This is a genomic window from Pseudoclavibacter sp. Z016 (genome assembly GCF_002931215.1).
Lineage (GTDB): Bacteria > Actinomycetota > Actinomycetes > Actinomycetales > Microbacteriaceae > Pseudoclavibacter.
Genome location: NZ_PSTU01000008.1, coordinates 229,166 through 243,698 on the forward strand (window position 1 = coordinate 229,166; position 14,533 = coordinate 243,698).

Genomic DNA, 14,533 nt, shown 5'->3' on the forward strand with positions numbered 1-14,533 from the left:
GTGTTTCTGCGAGAGCTGTGTTGGGTGAGCGCAGGCGACCGACGACGGTGTTGGAGCGCTACACTGGAAGGTAGGTCATGAAACAATGTCCTGTCAAACAATCGTCGTCCGGAGTGTCGAATGCCCCCTTCCCCGCGCCAGAAGCGCCCGACGATCTACGACGTCGCCGAACGCGCCGGGGTCTCGAAATCCCTCGTCTCGCTCGTGCTGCAGAACTCGACCCGCGTCAGCGACGAGAAGCGGGAAGCGGTGCGCGCGGCCATCCAGGAACTCGGGTACCTGCCGAGCCGGGCCGCCACGGCGCTCGCCGGGAACCGCACCCGCGCCATCGGCGTCATGATCGACGACTTTCGGAACCCCTGGTTCGTCGACCTGCTCGAGGGGATGCAGGCGGTGCTCGACGCGCCGGGCTTCCACGTCACCGTCGCCGACGCGAATCTCAACGCGCACCTCGAGCAGTCGCCCATCAGCGGCTTCCTGGCAGCGGGCGTCGAGGGGCTCGTCATCGGCGGCGACGTCGACGCGGTCCCTGCCGAGGGGTTCCCCGTGCCGACGGTCGTCGCCGGCAACCGTGCGATCGTGCCGGCGGGCGCCGACCTCGTCGCGAACGACGACGAGGCCGGCGCGCGGCTCGCGGTCGAGCATCTCCGCGACCTCGGGCACACGCAGATCGGCCATGTCACGGGAACCGGCCGCGCCGGCGAGCTCCGGCGGCGCTCCTACGAGCGCGCCATGCGCGACGCGGGGCTCGAGCCGCGTGTCATCGGCGGCTCGGGAGCGACCGACCAGGGCGAGGGGCGTCGCGCATCACGAGACCTCTTCGAGCGTTGGCCGGCCACGACCGCCGTCTTCGCGGCGAACGACGTCATGGCGCTCGGCGTGCTGGGAACGCTCGATGAGCTCGGCTTGCGCGTTCCCGCGGACGTGTCGATCGTGGGCTACGACGACTCGCACCTCGCGGGCTTCGACCACCTCTCGCTCACCTCGGTCGATGACCGAAGCGCCGAGGTCGGTCGCGCCGCGGCCGAGCTTCTCCTCGCCCGCATCGAGGGGGTGCGGGCGGCAGCCCGCGACGGGGCGGCAGGGGTTCCGTCCGGAGCGACGCGGAGGGTCATCCAGCCAACGCTCACCGTGCGCGGCTCGACGGCGACCGCGGCGAACGCCACGACCGGCTGAGGCCGCCACCGGTTCTCCAGGGACAGGCCAGCACGGGTGCCAGTCGACTGCGGCTCAGCGGTCGCGCCGCGCCCCAGCAGCGGGTTCGAAGGCCAGCACGAGCGGCTCTTCCCACCCCTGCTCGGCGTACGCTCCCAAGACGCTCTCGCGCAGCTCGTCGAACTTGCCTGCGGGATGCATGACGAACACCGAGCCGCCGAGGCCCGTGCCGGTCATGCGGGCGCTCGCCGCGCCCAGGTAGGTGGCCAGCTCGACCGTGAAGTCGATGCGCGCCGTCGAGACTTCGAAGTCCTCACGCAGCGACACCTGCGACTCCGCCAGGAGATGGTTCCGGGATTCGGGCGCCTCTCCGGTGCGCATGAGCTTCGTGAACTCGAGCGTGCGGGCTATCTCGGAGACCACGTGCCGTGCGCGCCTGAACACGGTGTCGTCGAGCCGCTCAGCCGCTGCGTCCAGCTCCGCCGGCCGCACCTCGCGAAGCGTCTGGAAGCCGAGGGTCTCGGCCGCCCGGGCGCAGTCATCGGCCCGCTGCGCGAACTCGGCCGACCAGTTGCGGTGTGCTTCCTTGGTGTCGATGAGCACGCGCACGAAGCCGGAATCGGCGGAGCTCGGCGCAGGCAGGATCGAGACGTCGGAGCCGCGAGCATCGAAGAACACGTCCTCGTTGCTCCGCGCGGCGTGCACGGTGATGTGGTCGCTCAGGCCGCTGGGCGCGCCGACGATCTCCGCCTCCGTCTGGCGCCCGATCTCGGCGAGCTCCTCGACGTTCATCCCGAGGCCCCAGAAGTCGTTGAGCGCCGTGCTGATGGTCGCGCAGACGGATGCCGAGGAGGCGAGCCCGGCGCCGACCGGCACGTCCGTCGTGAGGAAGATGTCGAGGCCCGTTCCCAGGAAGAACGGGACTCCAGGGTCGGTCTCGTCGCCGTCGCCGCGCGTGCCCTCCGGCGGGTTCTCGCGAGCGAAGCGGAGCATGCTCGCGACCGCGCCGAGCGGGTAGGCACGCCAGTCGCGTGCGGGGATCTCCGAGGCGATCGACCGCAGGTCGGTCACCGCCTCGTCGGGGGAGAGGTCGGTGACGATGCGGATGCGCCCGTCGTCGCGGGGCGCGATCGCCGCGCTGGAGCGCAGGGGGATCGCGCAGGCGTATCCGACGCCATCCTGCAGATCGGTGTGGTCGCCCATGATGCTGACCCGGCCGGGTGCCGACCAGACTCCGAGGGGCTCTCGCTCGAACGCGGCTCGGAAGCCGTCGCACACGATCGTCGTCAGGTCTCTGCTCATCTCGTCACCGTTTCTCAGGCATGGGCGAATGGGCGTCCGCCCCTGTGCATGCGCACGGTGATTCTAATAAATGCGTCCTGGACGAGCGCCGAAACCCCCGCGCGTGGGCCGTCCCCCTGGTCGGGAGGCGTTCGGCGTGCTAGGGTCGACAGCTTGTGGGTCCCATTTCCCACGATCGTCGTACCGTTTGTTGTTCGAGGGCACCTTTTCTGCCTCGGCACGATTTCACGAGTTGCGGCGAACGGGCACATTCGCCCGCATCATCGCCGCAAGAGCGCAGCACACGAGTGTTGTGCGTTCTCTGCGTGCCGATTGAAAGGCATGACCTCCATATGACGGAAACCACCTCAACTTTCGCCGAACTCGGCGTCCCCAAGTCGCTCGTGACCGTGCTCGACGCAGCCGGCAAGCACGAAGCCTTCCCCATCCAGCAGTCGACGCTTCCGAGCACTCTCGCGGGTCGCGACGTCCTCGGCCGTGGAAAGACGGGCTCCGGCAAGACGCTCGCGTTCGCCATCCCGCTCGTCGCGCGCCTCGCCGGTGCCGTCTCCGGTGGCAAGCGCCGCCCGGGCCGCCCGCTCGGCCTCGTGCTGCTCCCGACCCGCGAGCTCGCAACCCAGGTCGCCGCGGTCATCGAGCCGCTCGCGAAGGCCGCCGGCCTCACCGTGACGACCGTCTTCGGTGGCGTCTCGCAGCGCCCCCAGGAGACCGCGTTCCGCAACGGCGTCGACATCGTCGTGGCCTGCCCCGGCCGCCTCGACGACCTCATGAAGCAGCGCATCGTGAACCTCGACGCCGTCGAGGTCACCGTGCTCGACGAGGCCGACCACATGGCCGACCTCGGCTTCCTGCCCGTCGTCACGCGCATCATGAACGCGACGCCGCAGTCCGGCCAGCGTCTCCTCTTCTCCGCCACGCTCGACAACGGCGTGGACAAGCTCGTGAAGAAGTTCCTGAGCGACCCGATCCTCCACTCGGTCGACGAGTCGAACTCGCACGTCGCCGCCATGACGCACCACGTGTACGAGGCGGAGACGCCTGAGGCGAAGACCGCCCTCGTCCACGCGCTGGCGAGCGGCAAGGGCCGTCGCATCATGTTCATGCGCACCAAGCACCAGGCGAAGAAGCTCGCGAAGCAGCTGACCGCGTCCGGCATCCCCGCCGTCGACCTGCACGGCAACCTGTCGCAGAACGCCCGCGACCGCAACCTCGCGGCCTTCTCCGGTGGCGAGGTCAACGTGCTCGTCGCAACCGACGTCGCCGCCCGCGGTGTGCACGTCGACGCCATCGAGCTCGTCGTCCACGTCGACCCGCCCGCCGAGCACAAGGCGTACCTGCACCGCTCCGGCCGTACGGCCCGCGCGGGCTCCGAGGGTGACGTCGTCACGCTCATGCTCCCGAGCCAGCGCAAAGACACCGAGATGCTGCTGCGTCGCGCCAAGATCGGCGTCACCCCGCAGCGTGCGAACGTCAACTCGCCGTTCGTGAACGAGCTCATCGGCGAAGTCGCCCCGACCGTGCGCCCCGTCCCGGGCGGACCGGGATCCGGCAACGTCGAGGTCAGCCAGGGCCGTGGCACGTCGCAGGGAGCGAACGCTCGTCGCAAGCGCGACGCCGCACCTGCTCGCGGCGGCGCAGCTCGTGGCGGCTCCGGCAACGGCGGCGGCCGCGGTCGTGCAGCCTCGTCCTCCTCGCAGGGCTCGTCCGCGTCGCGTCCAGCGCGCGGACAGGCAGGCGAAGGCGCAGCCCAGGGCCAGCGTCGCGGAGAATCTCGTCCGCGTCGTGCTGGCACCTCCTCGCCGGCCACGCCTTCGCGTGGTGGCGAGCGCGGCGGTTCGCGTCGCGCCAGCTGGTCCTCCGGCCAGTAGTCAGCGCCTCACACGCAGCATCCCCGAACGGGCGGTCCGAGCAATCGGCCCGCCCGTTCGGCGTCTCTCGCGTGCGTCCCCTGTATGCGCCCCGCGCTCAGTCGCGTGGGGATGCGGTGCTGGAGGGTGCCTCAGGTGGGGGAGCCAGCAAGCAGGTGTGCCGTGAGGGCGTCGAGGTGCGCGCGCACCGCCGTCGGACCGTCGTGCTCGAGCAGGGTGAGGTAGCGCTCGTGGTCCTCGGCGAGCCCCTTGGCGCCGTAGTGCTCGTGCGCTCCCGCGAGCAGGAGCCTCACCTCGCTCTCGAGCGAGCGCGCAGTCTCGCTGATCCGCGGGCTCCCGGCCGCATCGATGATCGCCTGGTGCACGGCCGCGTGAGCTGCTTCCAGCTGCCGCCACGAATGTGCATCGGTCACCTCGAGCTCCCGCAGCCGGGCGATCTGGGCCAGGATCGGCGCCCGCACCTCGTCCGGCCAGCCGTCCGGGTGTCTGGAGTTCAGGATGCGCACGGCCTCGGATTCGAGCGCGCAGCGCAGATCCTGCATGGCGCGGATCTCGGCGTCGTCGAGGTTCGTGACCTCGACCCCCTTGTAGGGAGCTGAGTGGACGAGACGCTCGGACGCGAGCGCGGCCAGCGCCGTTCGCACCGTGTGCCGCGAGAGCCCGAACTCGGCGGCGAGGTGCTCCTCGCGCAGCGACTGGCCGCGGACGTAGCTCCCCTCGAGGATCCGGTCACGGAGGGTCGCCGCGAGCTTCGCGGACGCGGTCGGCCGGGGCGTGAGCGCGGCGGGCTCGGGGCGGGGCTTCTGGTGGATCATCGCGCGCCTCGGCCCGCCGGGGCCTGGCTCGCGTCCGCTGCGCGTGCGGTGAGCGGCCTGCCGCTGCGCGTGCGAGCACGAGTCGCGCCGAGCACGAGGACCACGATCCCCGCCGCGAGCACGATGAGGCCGAGGGCCTCGAGGCCAGCGAGCTGCTCTCGCAGCACGACCAGCCCGAGGATGCTCGCGGTCAGCGGTTCCGCGAGCGTCAGCGTCGAGACGGTCGCGGCCTGCAGCTTCGCGAGCCCGGCGCCGAAGCACAGGTAGGCGACGGTGGTGGTGACGACGCCCAGCCACGCCGCGGTCGCGAGGCCGGCCGGCGTGAGCATCCACTCGGCACCGCTCGCGAGGAGCAGGGGGATGCTCAGCACGCCAGCGGCGCCGAAGACGATGCCCATGGTGCCGTCGGCACTCCAGCCGCGGTTCATGAGGGCCTTCGCCGAGAGGGTGTAGATGCTGTAGCTCGCGCCGGCGCCGACCGACGCCGCGATGCCGCCGAGGTTCGCGCCGCCGGCATCGCCTGCCCCGGCGGCCGCGATGAGGGCGACGCCGAGGATGGCGATCGCGGTCGCGACGCCCCAGCTCAGGCCGGGGAAGCGGCGCTCGAGCCCCCACTGCAGGAGGCCGGTGATGACCGGGGCCGATCCGAGCGCGAGGACGGTGCCGACGGCGACGCCGCTGCCCGCCGTCCCAGCGAAGAACAGCGGCTGGTAGAGGAGCACGCCGAGCGCGCCAAGGGCGATGAGGCCGAGCTGGGCGCGATTCGTTTGGTGGATCCGGGCGGAATTGGGCCGGAGCTGCAGGGAGCCTCCGAGGGCAGCTCGGCGGCGCAACCCGGCGAACAGCGCCCAGGCGCCGAGGAGCGTGCCGCCGAGCGCGAGGCGAGCGGAGCCCAGCGAGAACGCGCTCACCTCGGGCGCGCCGAGTGCCTGCGCCGTCCCGGTCGTGCCGAAGCAGACCGCGGCGAAGAGGACGAGCAGGAGCGGTGTCATGGGCTGATTGTTACACAATCCGCGGTCCTGCGTCACCCGCGACGAGACAAGCGATGGGCCCGGCCGAATCGGCCGAGCCCATCGCTCGCTGGTGCAGCGGGAGTGCTACTTCTTGGCGGTCGGGAGGAAGATCGCGCCGGTCGTGACGTCCTCATCCAGTGCCTCGAGCGTGCGTCCACGAGTCTCGGGGATCTGCGTCGCGACGAAGAGCAGCGCGAGCACGCCGACTCCCGCGAACACGAAGAACGTGCCCGTGATGCCGAGCGCATCCACCACCGAGGGGAAGTACAGCGAGATGAAGCCGTTCGCGACCCAGAGGGCGAAGATCGAGACGCCCATGCCGATGCCGCGCATGTGCAGCGGGAAGACCTCGGAGAGGTAGACCCAGACGGCCACGTTGAGGAACGTCTGCATCGAGCCGACGAACGCGACGACGAGGAACAGGATGACCCAGGGCCGCAGCGGGTTGCCCGGCTCGAGGATCATGGACGAGAAGCCGATGAGCAGGTGGCAGGCGGTCGTGAGCGAGAAGCCGATGACGAACGTCTTGCGGCGGTCGAACTTGTCCATGTAGGAGAGGGCGATGAAGGCACCGACGACGGCGATGATGCCGGGGGCGATGTTGGCGATGAGCGCCGCGCTCGAGTCGAAGCCCGACTCGATGAGCACGATCTGGCCGTAGTACATGATCGAGTTGATGCCCGTGAGCTGCTGCGCGACACCGAGCCCGATGCCGACGAGCAGGATGCGGCGGAGCCACTTGTTGCCGAGGATGGCCTTGAATCCGACCTGCTTCTCCTGGCCCTCTTCGAGGGCGACCTTCTCGACCTGAGCGAGCTCAGCCTCTGCGCGCTCCGGGGAGCGGACGGTCTTGAGGACCTCGAGGGCCTCGGCGTCGCGGCCCTTCTCGACGAGCCAGCGCGGCGACTCCGGCATGCGCAGCATGCCGAAGAACAGGCAGATCGCCGGGATGGCGCAGATGGCGAACATGATGCGCCAGACGCCGTCGAGGTGCCCGAGGGTGTTGCCGAGGATGGCGTTGATGACGAACGCGGAGAGCTGGCCGATGACGATGGCGGCTTCGTTGCGACCCGAGATGGACCCGCGGATCTCGTACGGGGCGAGTTCGGCGAGGAAGACCGGCACGACCGTCGAGGCGCCACCGACGGCGAGGCCGAGGAGGATGCGGCCGACGACGAGCACTTCGAAGTTCGGGGTGAAGACGACGACGACGGTGCCGAGGAAGAAGAGCACGGCGAGCATGATGATCGTCTTGCGGCGGCCCCAGCCATCGGAGAGGCGGCCGCAGAAGATGGCGCCGATGGCGGCTGCGAAGACCAGGGAGCTGGTGACGACGCCTTCGGTGAGCGGCGTGAGGCCGAGCTCCTCGGTCATCGGGTTCAGTGCGCCGTTGATGACACCCGTGTCGTAGCCGAAGAGGAGACCGCCGAAGCACGCGACGATCGAGATCAGCCCGAGCCGCGAACGGTGCGGCCCAGCTGTGAGGGGCGGAAGTGATTTCTCGGCGGTGTGGCCCGCCGGGTGCGATGAGGCCATTTGGACGTCCTTGTCATGGATGCTGCGAGGTGGAGCGGGGTTGTGCGTGGTGCTGCGGGGTGCGTTTTCTGCGAACGCGTGTCTTGATGGTAACCGAAGAATGACGTGATGTGAATATGTCCTGACAAATAATCCGGAAGAGCGTGTGGCCCCGCAGCTCAGAGCTGCGGGGCCACACGGTGTCAGGAGGAGGCGACAAGCTCCCGGATCTTCTCGAGCTGGAACTTCGAGACCTCGTCGGCCCGTTCGTCTTCCGCGAAGACGTTCGAGACGATGAGCGCGTCCTCACGGTCGAGGTAGCCGATCTGCTTCAGCGTCGTGAACAGCTCCGCGAAGTCGACATCGCCGTCGCCGATGCGCAGGTGCTGGTGGATGCGCGCCTCGTTGCCCGGAGGGTTCGAGATGTAGCGCAGCCCGTGCGAGCGGTGATGGTCGAACGTGTCCGCCGTGTAGACGGCGCCCAGGCGCTCGCCCAGCTCGGGGAGCAGCGTCGTCGCGCGGTCGCCGTAGTGGAAGGTGTGCGAGGCGACGTACACGAAGCCCACGTTCTTGCTGTTGAGCCCGCGGATGACGCGCCACCCCTCGAGCCCGTCCTCGACGAAGTCGTTGGGGTGCGGGTCGATGTTGAGCTGGATGCCCTCGCGCTCGAGGATCGGCAGGAGCGTCTCCATCGAACGATGGAAGGCGTCCTCCGACTCGGTGAACTGTGCAGGCTCACCGCTGAACTCCGTGTTGATCACGGGGATCTCCAGGATCGAGGCGAGCTCGATGACGCGAGTGAAGTTGCGGACGGCGGCGAGGCGACCCGCCTCTTCTGGGCCCGAGATGCGCTGGACCGGGAGGATGGCGGGGATCGTGACGCCGGCATCCGCTGCGCGCTTCTTGAACTTCAGCGCGTACTCGTCGTCGGCCGACGGGTGGCGGAAGAACCACGAGAAGTCGGGGTGCGGCGTGATCTGCAGGTACTCGTAGCCCAGGCGGGCCGCGATATCCGGGAAGTCGAGCAAGCCGGCGTCGTGGTGGAACGGCGTCGGGTCCAGGGCGATGCGAACCATGGTGACTCCTTATGCCTTGTCGTAGAACGCGGGGCGCTCGACCTGCTGGACCTCGACGATGCCCCCGTCGAACGCCTTGACGCCCGCCTCGCAGGCCAGGGCCACGCGGTAGCCGTGGAACGCGTCAGGGCCGTCGATGGTGCCGCGGGCGACCGCGTCCACCCAGCGCTGGATCTGCACGTCGTAGGCCGCAGCGAAGCGGGTCACGAACGAGCGGTGCTCCTCCTTCGCGAACGCACCGTCCGACCAGGTCTGCACGCCGTTGGCCTGGCCGATGCGCGCGAGGCCGTTCGAGAAGACGGCCTCGGTCGCGACCTGGTAGCCGAACTTGATGCTCACGTTCATCTCGACGTCGACGAGGATGCCGTTCTCGAGCTCCAGGAGCACGAGGATCGGCTCTCGCAGTCGCTCCGGCGAGTTCGGGTTGCGGCGCATGTACTTGATCTCGATGCTGCGGATCTCGCTGCCGGCGAGCCACGGGATGACGTCGAGCTCGTGCACCACCGAGTCGTTGATGAGCATGTCCTGCGTGTACGTCTCGGGCACGTCGGGGTTGCGGTGCACCGCGCGGAGCGCGAGGAGCTCGCCGGCCTCGCCAGAGGCGATGATCTCGCGCAGCCGGGCGTATTCCGCGTCGAATCGGCGCATGAAGCCGAGCTGGATGAGGGGCCGTTCGGATGCGGCCATCTCGGCCTCGACGACCCGGAGCGAGGACGCGGAGTCGGCGGTCAGGGGCTTCTCGCACAGGATGGGGAGCTTCGCCGCGAGGGCGGGCAGGAGGACGGGCTCGTGGAACTTGCCCGGCGTCGCGATGACGACGGCGTCGACGGCGTTCGCCGCGATGGCGTCCTCGATGCTCGTGAACCACTGCGCCCCCGGGGCGTTCTCCAGGGCTGCGGTGCCGCGTCCCTCGTCGGGCTCGATGACGGCGGAGACGATCGCGCCGCTGATGCGCTTCGTGATGCGGGCGATGTGGTCGGCGCCCATGAGGCCGGCGCCGACGACGCCGACGCGGAGGTCAGTTGAAGTCATGGTGATGGTTCCTCTTCTTCAGGTGCTACTTGGCGCGGGCCGCGGGCGTGGAGCCGCAGATGTGCTTGAGCGTGCGCTCGGCGATCGGGTACGGGCGGTCGGCCGAGCAGCCGAACATGTCCTGCTCGACGATGCCGAAGATGTTCGGGTCGATCTCGGCGGCGCGGGCGACGATGGGTCCGAGCTCCGGGATGCCGTTGGGGGGCTCGACCATGATCATGTCGGCGGCCGCTTCCGCCCAAGACACGTCGTTCTTGAGCACGTCGAAGAGCTTGTCCGGGTCGACCTGCTTGAGGTGCAGGTAGCCGATGCGCTCGGGGTACGCGTTCATGAGGCGGAGGCTGTCGCCGCCGTAGTAGGAGAAGTGGCCTGTGTCGAGGCAGAGGTTCGTGTACCTGGCGTCGGTCTCGGTCAGGAGCCGCTCGACCTCGCGGTACGTGCCCACGTGGCTGTCCGCGTGCGAGTGGAACTGCTGCTTGACGCCGTATTCCTCGAGGAGCGCCTTGCCGAGGCGGTCGTGCCCGGCCGCGAGGCGCTTCCACTGCTCGGCGTCGAGCGTGCGTGCCTCCTTGGCCTGGCCCGTGATGTCGTCGCGCCACATGTCGGGGATCGTCACGAGGTGCTCGGCGCCGAGCTTCGACGCGAGGCCCGCGACGGCGATGGCCTGATCCCAGGCACGCTGCCACTGGCTCTCGTCCTCGTTGTGGAAGCCCGTGAAGACGGTTCCCGCGGAGAGCTTGAGGCCGCGCGACTCGAGCTCGTCGGAGAGCTGGTCGGGGTCGGTGGGGAGGTAGCCGTACGGGCCGAGCTCGATCCACGTGTAGCCGGCCTTGACGACCTCGTCGAGGAACGTCTGCCACGGGATCTGGCCGGGGTGGTCGGGGAGCCAGATGCCCCAGGAGTCAGGTGCGGTACCGATTCGGATGCTCTGCGACATCGTCGTCTGCTTTCTGTAGAGGGTCGTTCGTGTGCGGTTGGAGGAGTGCTTGCGGCGGGTCGGTCAGCCGAGCAGCGGCCGCTGTGCGGCCTTCTGCTGCAGGTAGTCCTCACGCGCGCTCTTCGTGGAGTCGAGCGTGGAGGTCTCGGCGACCGGCACGTCCCACCATCCCTCGCCGTCGGGGGCGTAGAGGAGGGGGTCGCTGTTGATGTGGATGAGCGTGGAGGTGTCGGACGCCTTGGCCTTCGCCATCGCCTCGCGCAGCTCGCCGATGGCGTTGGCGCTCGGCTCGATCTCGATCGTGTCGATCCCGTAGCTGCGGGCGTTCGCCGCGAGGTCGACCGGGAGGATCTGCTCGCCCTGGAAGTTGGAGCCCGCCTCGTCGAAGGCGCGGTACCAGGTGCCGAAGCGCTCGGAGCCGACCGTCTCGGAGAGGTGTCCGATGGAGGCGTAGCCGTGGTTCTGGATGAGCACGACGATGATCTTGATGCCCTCGGCGACTGCGGTGACGAGCTCCGTGTGGAGCATGAGGTACGAGCCGTCGCCGACCATGACGATGACGTCGCGGTCGGGGGCAGCGCGCCGCACGCCCATGCCTCCCGCGATCTCGTATCCCATGCAGGAGAACGCGTATTCGACGTGGTAGCCGAGCGGGTCGCGCACACGCCACAGCTTGTGGAGGTCGCCCGGCAGCGATCCTGCCGCCTGGACGATGACGTCGCGGGGGTCGCTGGACTCCTGCACGGCGCCGATGATCTCGGACTGGCCGGGCAGCTCGAGGCCGCTCGGCTCGAACGCCAGGTCGACGGCCGCGTCCCACTCGGTCTTCTGGGCCGCGATCTGCCGCGAGTAGTCGTCGCTCACGCGGAAGCCGGAGAGCGCTCCGATGAGCTTCACGAGCGTCTCGCGCGCATCCGCGACGATGGGCAGCTGCGAGCCGTGCTTGTAGGCGTCGAACGCGGCGACGTTGATGTTGACGAAGCGAACGCCGTCGTTCTGGAAGACCGTGCGGCTGGCCGTCGTGAAGTCGCTGTAGCGCGTGCCGATGCCGATGACGACGTCGGCCTGCGCGGCGAGGCGGTTCGCGGCGGTCGTTCCGGTCGCGCCGATGCCGCCCAGGTACTGCGGGTGGTCCCAGTCGAGGGCCCCGCCGCCGGCCTGGCTCGTGCCGACGGGGATGCCGGTGGCCTCGACGAAGGCGCGCAGCTCGTTCTCGGCGCCCGAGTAGATGACGCCTCCGCCGGCGACGATGATCGGGTTCTTCGCGTTCCTGATCGCCTCGACGGCGCGCGCGAGCGGGCCGGCTTCCGGGAGGGGGCGACGGATGTGCCACTCGCGCTCCTCGAGGAAGGCGAGCGGCACGTCGATGAGCTCCGCCTGCACGTCCTCGGGCAGCGCGATCGTCACGGCGCCGGTCTCGGCGGGGTCCGTGAGGACGCGCATGGCGGCGAGCGCGATCGAGTACAGCTGCTCTGGGCGCTGCACGCGGTCGAAGAAGCGGGAGAGGGGACGGAACGCATCCGTCACCTGGATGCCCGTGTCGTGCGGGAACTCGAGCTGCTGCAGGACGGGGTCGGCGACGCGCGTCGCGAACGTGTCGCTCGGCAGGAGCAGCGCGGGCAGGCGGTTCGCGGTGGCGAGTGCGGCGCCCGTGAGCATGTTGGCGGCGCCCGGTCCGACGGATGCGGCGCTCGCGTACGTCGCGCGGCGCCGGCGCATGCGCGCGTAGCCCACCGACTGGTGCACCATCGCCTGCTCGTTGCGCGCCTGGAAGTACGGCATGAGGCTCGGGTCCTCGACGTTGGCCTGCTTGAGCGCCTGGCCGATGCCGGCGACATTGCCGTGGCCGAAGATTCCGAACATGCCCGGGATCGTGCGCTCGCGCACGTCGCCGTCGACGGTGTACTGCTTGCCGAGGAACTCGACGAGGGCCTGGCCGACGGTCATTCGCTTGGTTGACATCTGCGTCATTTCCTTTTGGTGGAGCTGGTTGCTTGGAGAAGGCTGGCGGGTTACTCGGTGCCGTACGGCAGGCGGGAATCGAACTCCTGGGAGGCCCACTGCTCGCGCACCCAGCCGTGGGCGGGGTCATCGCTGATGAGCCATTCGCGTGCCTCGTCGGGGCCCGCCATGACGTTCAGGTAGTACAGGTCGTACCCGGGAGCCGCGACGGCGGGGCCGTGGTAGCCGAAGGGGACGAGGGCGATGTCTCCGGTGCGCACGATCTCGTTGATCGAGATCTCGCCGGCCGGCGACGTGTAGGTCGCGAACATGCCGAAGGCGTCAGCGCCCTCTGGCACGGTGGCGTTCTTCGTGGGCTCGCTCTCGAAGTAGTAGATCTCCTCGAGGCGGCTCTCGTGGCCAGGGTGGTGCTCGTCGTGCTTGTGGGGCGGGTACGACGACCAGTTCTCGGCCGGTGTGATGACCTCGCACACGATGAGCTTGGCAGCCTGCAGGGAGCCGGGGATGCCGAAGTTCTGCACCTGACGGCTCGAACGGCCGGCACCGCGCAGCTCCACCGGCACGTCGCTCTTGCGGAGCACCTGGAACGGGAAGACCTGGGTTGTCGGCGCCTCTGCGACGGCGACCCTGCCGTGTCCCGTGACCACGGCGCTGGTGCCGACGGGGAGGTAGGCGACGTCCGCCGGCCCGTCGAAGACCGAGGCACGGCCCTCGAGCTCGACGGATGCGGGCGCATCCGCCCCGTCGAGCTCGAGGGACGCGTCTCCGCGGAGGGGGATGACCATTCGCTCAATGTCGCCTGCGGGCAGCTCGAGGCGCACACCATCGGAGAGGTCTGCGACTCGGATGCCCGTGTGTTCCCAGCCGGGGAGCGTCGCATCGACAACGCTCTCCCAGCCGTCTCGCGAGAGGGCTCCGCGGGCCCTGAACCAGGTGTTCTCCGCAGCGTCCCGAGGGGTGGCTGATGTGTGTGAGGACATTGCTCGTGAGTCTTTCTGGTGAATGGTCGTGGTGGGGCGGCTCGTCGTGCTGAGCCGGGCAGCCGTGCTGCGCTGCCTCGTGGTGCTGTGTCGGCTAGTCGTTTTCGGGGAAGCCGAGGTTGATGCCGCCGTGCTTGGCGGGGTCGAGCCAGCGGCTGGTGACGGCTTTCTCGCGGGTGTAAAAGTGGAAGCCCTGGAGGCCGTAAGCCTTGGAGTCGCCGAACGCGGAGTCCTTCCAGCCGCCGAAGGAGTAGTAGGCGACGGGCACGGGGATGGGCACGTTGATGCCGATCATGCCGACCTGGATCTCGTTCTGGAAGCGGCGGGCGGCGCCGCCGTCGTTGGTGAAGATCGCGGTGCCGTTGCCGAACTGGCCGGTGTTGATGAGCTCCACGCCTTCCTCGAAGCTCTTCACGCGCACGATGCCCAGGACGGGGCCGAAGATCTCTTCCGTGTAGGCGCGGCTGGTGGTGGGGAGGTTGTCGATGAGGGTCGGGCCGAGCCAGAACCCGCCCTCGGCGCCTTCTGCGCTGATCTCGCGCCCGTCGACGAGCACGTCGGCGCCGTCGTCGTGGGCGATCTGGATGTAGGAGGCGATCTTGTCGCGGTGCACTTCCGAGACGATGGGGCCCATGTCGGGCTCGGCGTGCGTGTCGGTGGGGGTGCCGTCACCGATACGGAGCTTCGCGATGCGCTCCTTCACCTTCTCGATGAGCTGGTCCGCGACGGGCTCGATCGCGAGGACGATGCTGATGGCCATGCAGCGCTCGCCCGCGGACCCGTAGCCGGCGTTGATGGCCTGGTCGGCGACGAGGTCGAGGTCGGCGTCGGGGAGCACGAGCATGTGGTTCTTCGCGCCGCCGAGGGCCTGCACCCGC

General features: G+C 69.3%; 12 protein-coding genes. 2 read left to right on the plus strand and 10 right to left on the minus strand.

Features of this window, described 5'->3' with window-relative positions; genetic code table 11:
• The first annotated feature begins 120 nt into the window (after positions 1–120).
• Positions 121–1,176 (plus strand): LacI family DNA-binding transcriptional regulator, encoded by a 1,056-nt coding sequence (locus C5B99_RS04775; RefSeq protein ID WP_104240643.1) that lies wholly within the window; start codon positions 121–123, stop codon positions 1,174–1,176.
• 54 nt (positions 1,177–1,230) lie between these two features.
• Here C5B99_RS04775 and C5B99_RS04780 read toward each other — a convergent pair whose 3' ends face one another.
• The gene (locus C5B99_RS04780; protein ID WP_104240644.1) at positions 1,231–2,457 is read right to left on the minus strand and encodes a galactokinase family protein; all 1,227 of its coding nucleotides are present in this window, start codon (positions 2,455–2,457) and stop codon (positions 1,231–1,233) included.
• A gap of 332 nt (positions 2,458–2,789) precedes the next feature.
• On the opposite strand from C5B99_RS04780, the gene C5B99_RS04785 reads away from it, so the two are divergent.
• Complete coding sequence (locus C5B99_RS04785) at positions 2,790–4,325, plus strand: DEAD/DEAH box helicase (protein WP_104240645.1); 1,536 nt, start codon at positions 2,790–2,792, stop codon at positions 4,323–4,325.
• Between the two features lie 131 nt (positions 4,326–4,456).
• Here the strand turns inward: C5B99_RS04785 and C5B99_RS04790 are convergent, their stop codons facing one another.
• From C5B99_RS04790 to C5B99_RS04830, 9 genes are all read right to left on the minus strand, one after another.
• Positions 4,457–5,140: a GntR family transcriptional regulator gene (locus tag C5B99_RS04790; RefSeq protein ID WP_104240646.1), complete on the minus strand. Its 684-nt coding sequence runs from the start codon at positions 5,138–5,140 to the stop codon at positions 4,457–4,459.
• A complete protein-coding gene (locus C5B99_RS04795) occupies positions 5,137–6,132 on the minus strand; it encodes a DMT family transporter (protein ID WP_104240647.1) in 996 nt (331 codons plus the stop codon). Before C5B99_RS04795 ends, C5B99_RS04790 begins: the two co-directional genes overlap by 4 nt.
• 105 nt (positions 6,133–6,237) lie before the next feature.
• Positions 6,238–7,710 carry a sugar porter family MFS transporter gene (locus C5B99_RS04800; protein ID WP_104240648.1) on the minus strand — a complete coding sequence of 491 codons (1,473 nt, stop codon included), beginning with the start codon at positions 7,708–7,710 and terminating at the stop codon, positions 6,238–6,240.
• 161 nt (positions 7,711–7,871) lie between these two features.
• Positions 7,872–8,744: a sugar phosphate isomerase/epimerase gene (locus tag C5B99_RS04805; RefSeq protein ID WP_104240649.1), complete on the minus strand. Its 873-nt coding sequence runs from the start codon at positions 8,742–8,744 to the stop codon at positions 7,872–7,874.
• 9 nt (positions 8,745–8,753) lie between these two features.
• Positions 8,754–9,776: a Gfo/Idh/MocA family protein gene (locus C5B99_RS04810; RefSeq protein WP_104240650.1), complete on the minus strand. Its 1,023-nt coding sequence runs from the start codon at positions 9,774–9,776 to the stop codon at positions 8,754–8,756.
• Positions 9,777–9,801: 25 nt separating this feature from the next.
• On the minus strand, positions 9,802–10,713 hold the full coding sequence (locus tag C5B99_RS04815) for a sugar phosphate isomerase/epimerase (RefSeq protein ID WP_104240651.1): 912 nt from the start codon (positions 10,711–10,713) through the stop codon (positions 9,802–9,804).
• A gap of 63 nt (positions 10,714–10,776) precedes the next feature.
• Positions 10,777–12,675, minus strand: coding sequence for a 3D-(3,5/4)-trihydroxycyclohexane-1,2-dione acylhydrolase (decyclizing) (gene iolD / locus C5B99_RS04820; protein WP_104240668.1), 1,899 nt, complete (start codon positions 12,673–12,675; stop codon positions 10,777–10,779).
• Positions 12,676–12,725: 50 nt separating this feature from the next.
• Positions 12,726–13,655 (minus strand): 5-deoxy-glucuronate isomerase, encoded by a 930-nt coding sequence (gene iolB, locus C5B99_RS04825; RefSeq protein ID WP_104240652.1) that lies wholly within the window; start codon positions 13,653–13,655, stop codon positions 12,726–12,728.
• A gap of 94 nt (positions 13,656–13,749) precedes the next feature.
• A partial coding sequence (locus tag C5B99_RS04830; protein ID WP_146081940.1) for an aldehyde dehydrogenase family protein occupies positions 13,750–14,533 on the minus strand: 784 nt, incomplete at its 5' end.

What these genes read in the sequence shown, in the direction of transcription:
- C5B99_RS04785 (WP_104240645.1), top strand. Translation starts at nt 2,790, where the DNA reads ATGACGGAAACCACCTCAACTTTCGCCGAACTCGGCGTCCCCAAGTCG.
- C5B99_RS04775 (WP_104240643.1), top strand. Translation starts at nt 121, where the DNA reads ATGCCCCCTTCCCCGCGCCAGAAGCGCCCGACGATCTACGACGTCGCC.
- C5B99_RS04805 (WP_104240649.1), bottom strand. Translation starts at nt 8,744, where the DNA reads ATGGTTCGCATCGCCCTGGACCCGACGCCGTTCCACCACGACGCCGGC.
- iolD (WP_104240668.1), bottom strand. Translation starts at nt 12,675, where the DNA reads ATGTCAACCAAGCGAATGACCGTCGGCCAGGCCCTCGTCGAGTTCCTC.
- C5B99_RS04815 (WP_104240651.1), bottom strand. Translation starts at nt 10,713, where the DNA reads ATGTCGCAGAGCATCCGAATCGGTACCGCACCTGACTCCTGGGGCATC.
- iolB (WP_104240652.1), bottom strand. Translation starts at nt 13,655, where the DNA reads ATGTCCTCACACACATCAGCCACCCCTCGGGACGCTGCGGAGAACACC.
- C5B99_RS04810 (WP_104240650.1), bottom strand. Translation starts at nt 9,776, where the DNA reads ATGACTTCAACTGACCTCCGCGTCGGCGTCGTCGGCGCCGGCCTCATG.
- C5B99_RS04790 (WP_104240646.1), bottom strand. Translation starts at nt 5,140, where the DNA reads ATGATCCACCAGAAGCCCCGCCCCGAGCCCGCCGCGCTCACGCCCCGG.
- C5B99_RS04795 (WP_104240647.1), bottom strand. Translation starts at nt 6,132, where the DNA reads ATGACACCGCTCCTGCTCGTCCTCTTCGCCGCGGTCTGCTTCGGCACG.
- C5B99_RS04780 (WP_104240644.1), bottom strand. Translation starts at nt 2,457, where the DNA reads ATGAGCAGAGACCTGACGACGATCGTGTGCGACGGCTTCCGAGCCGCG.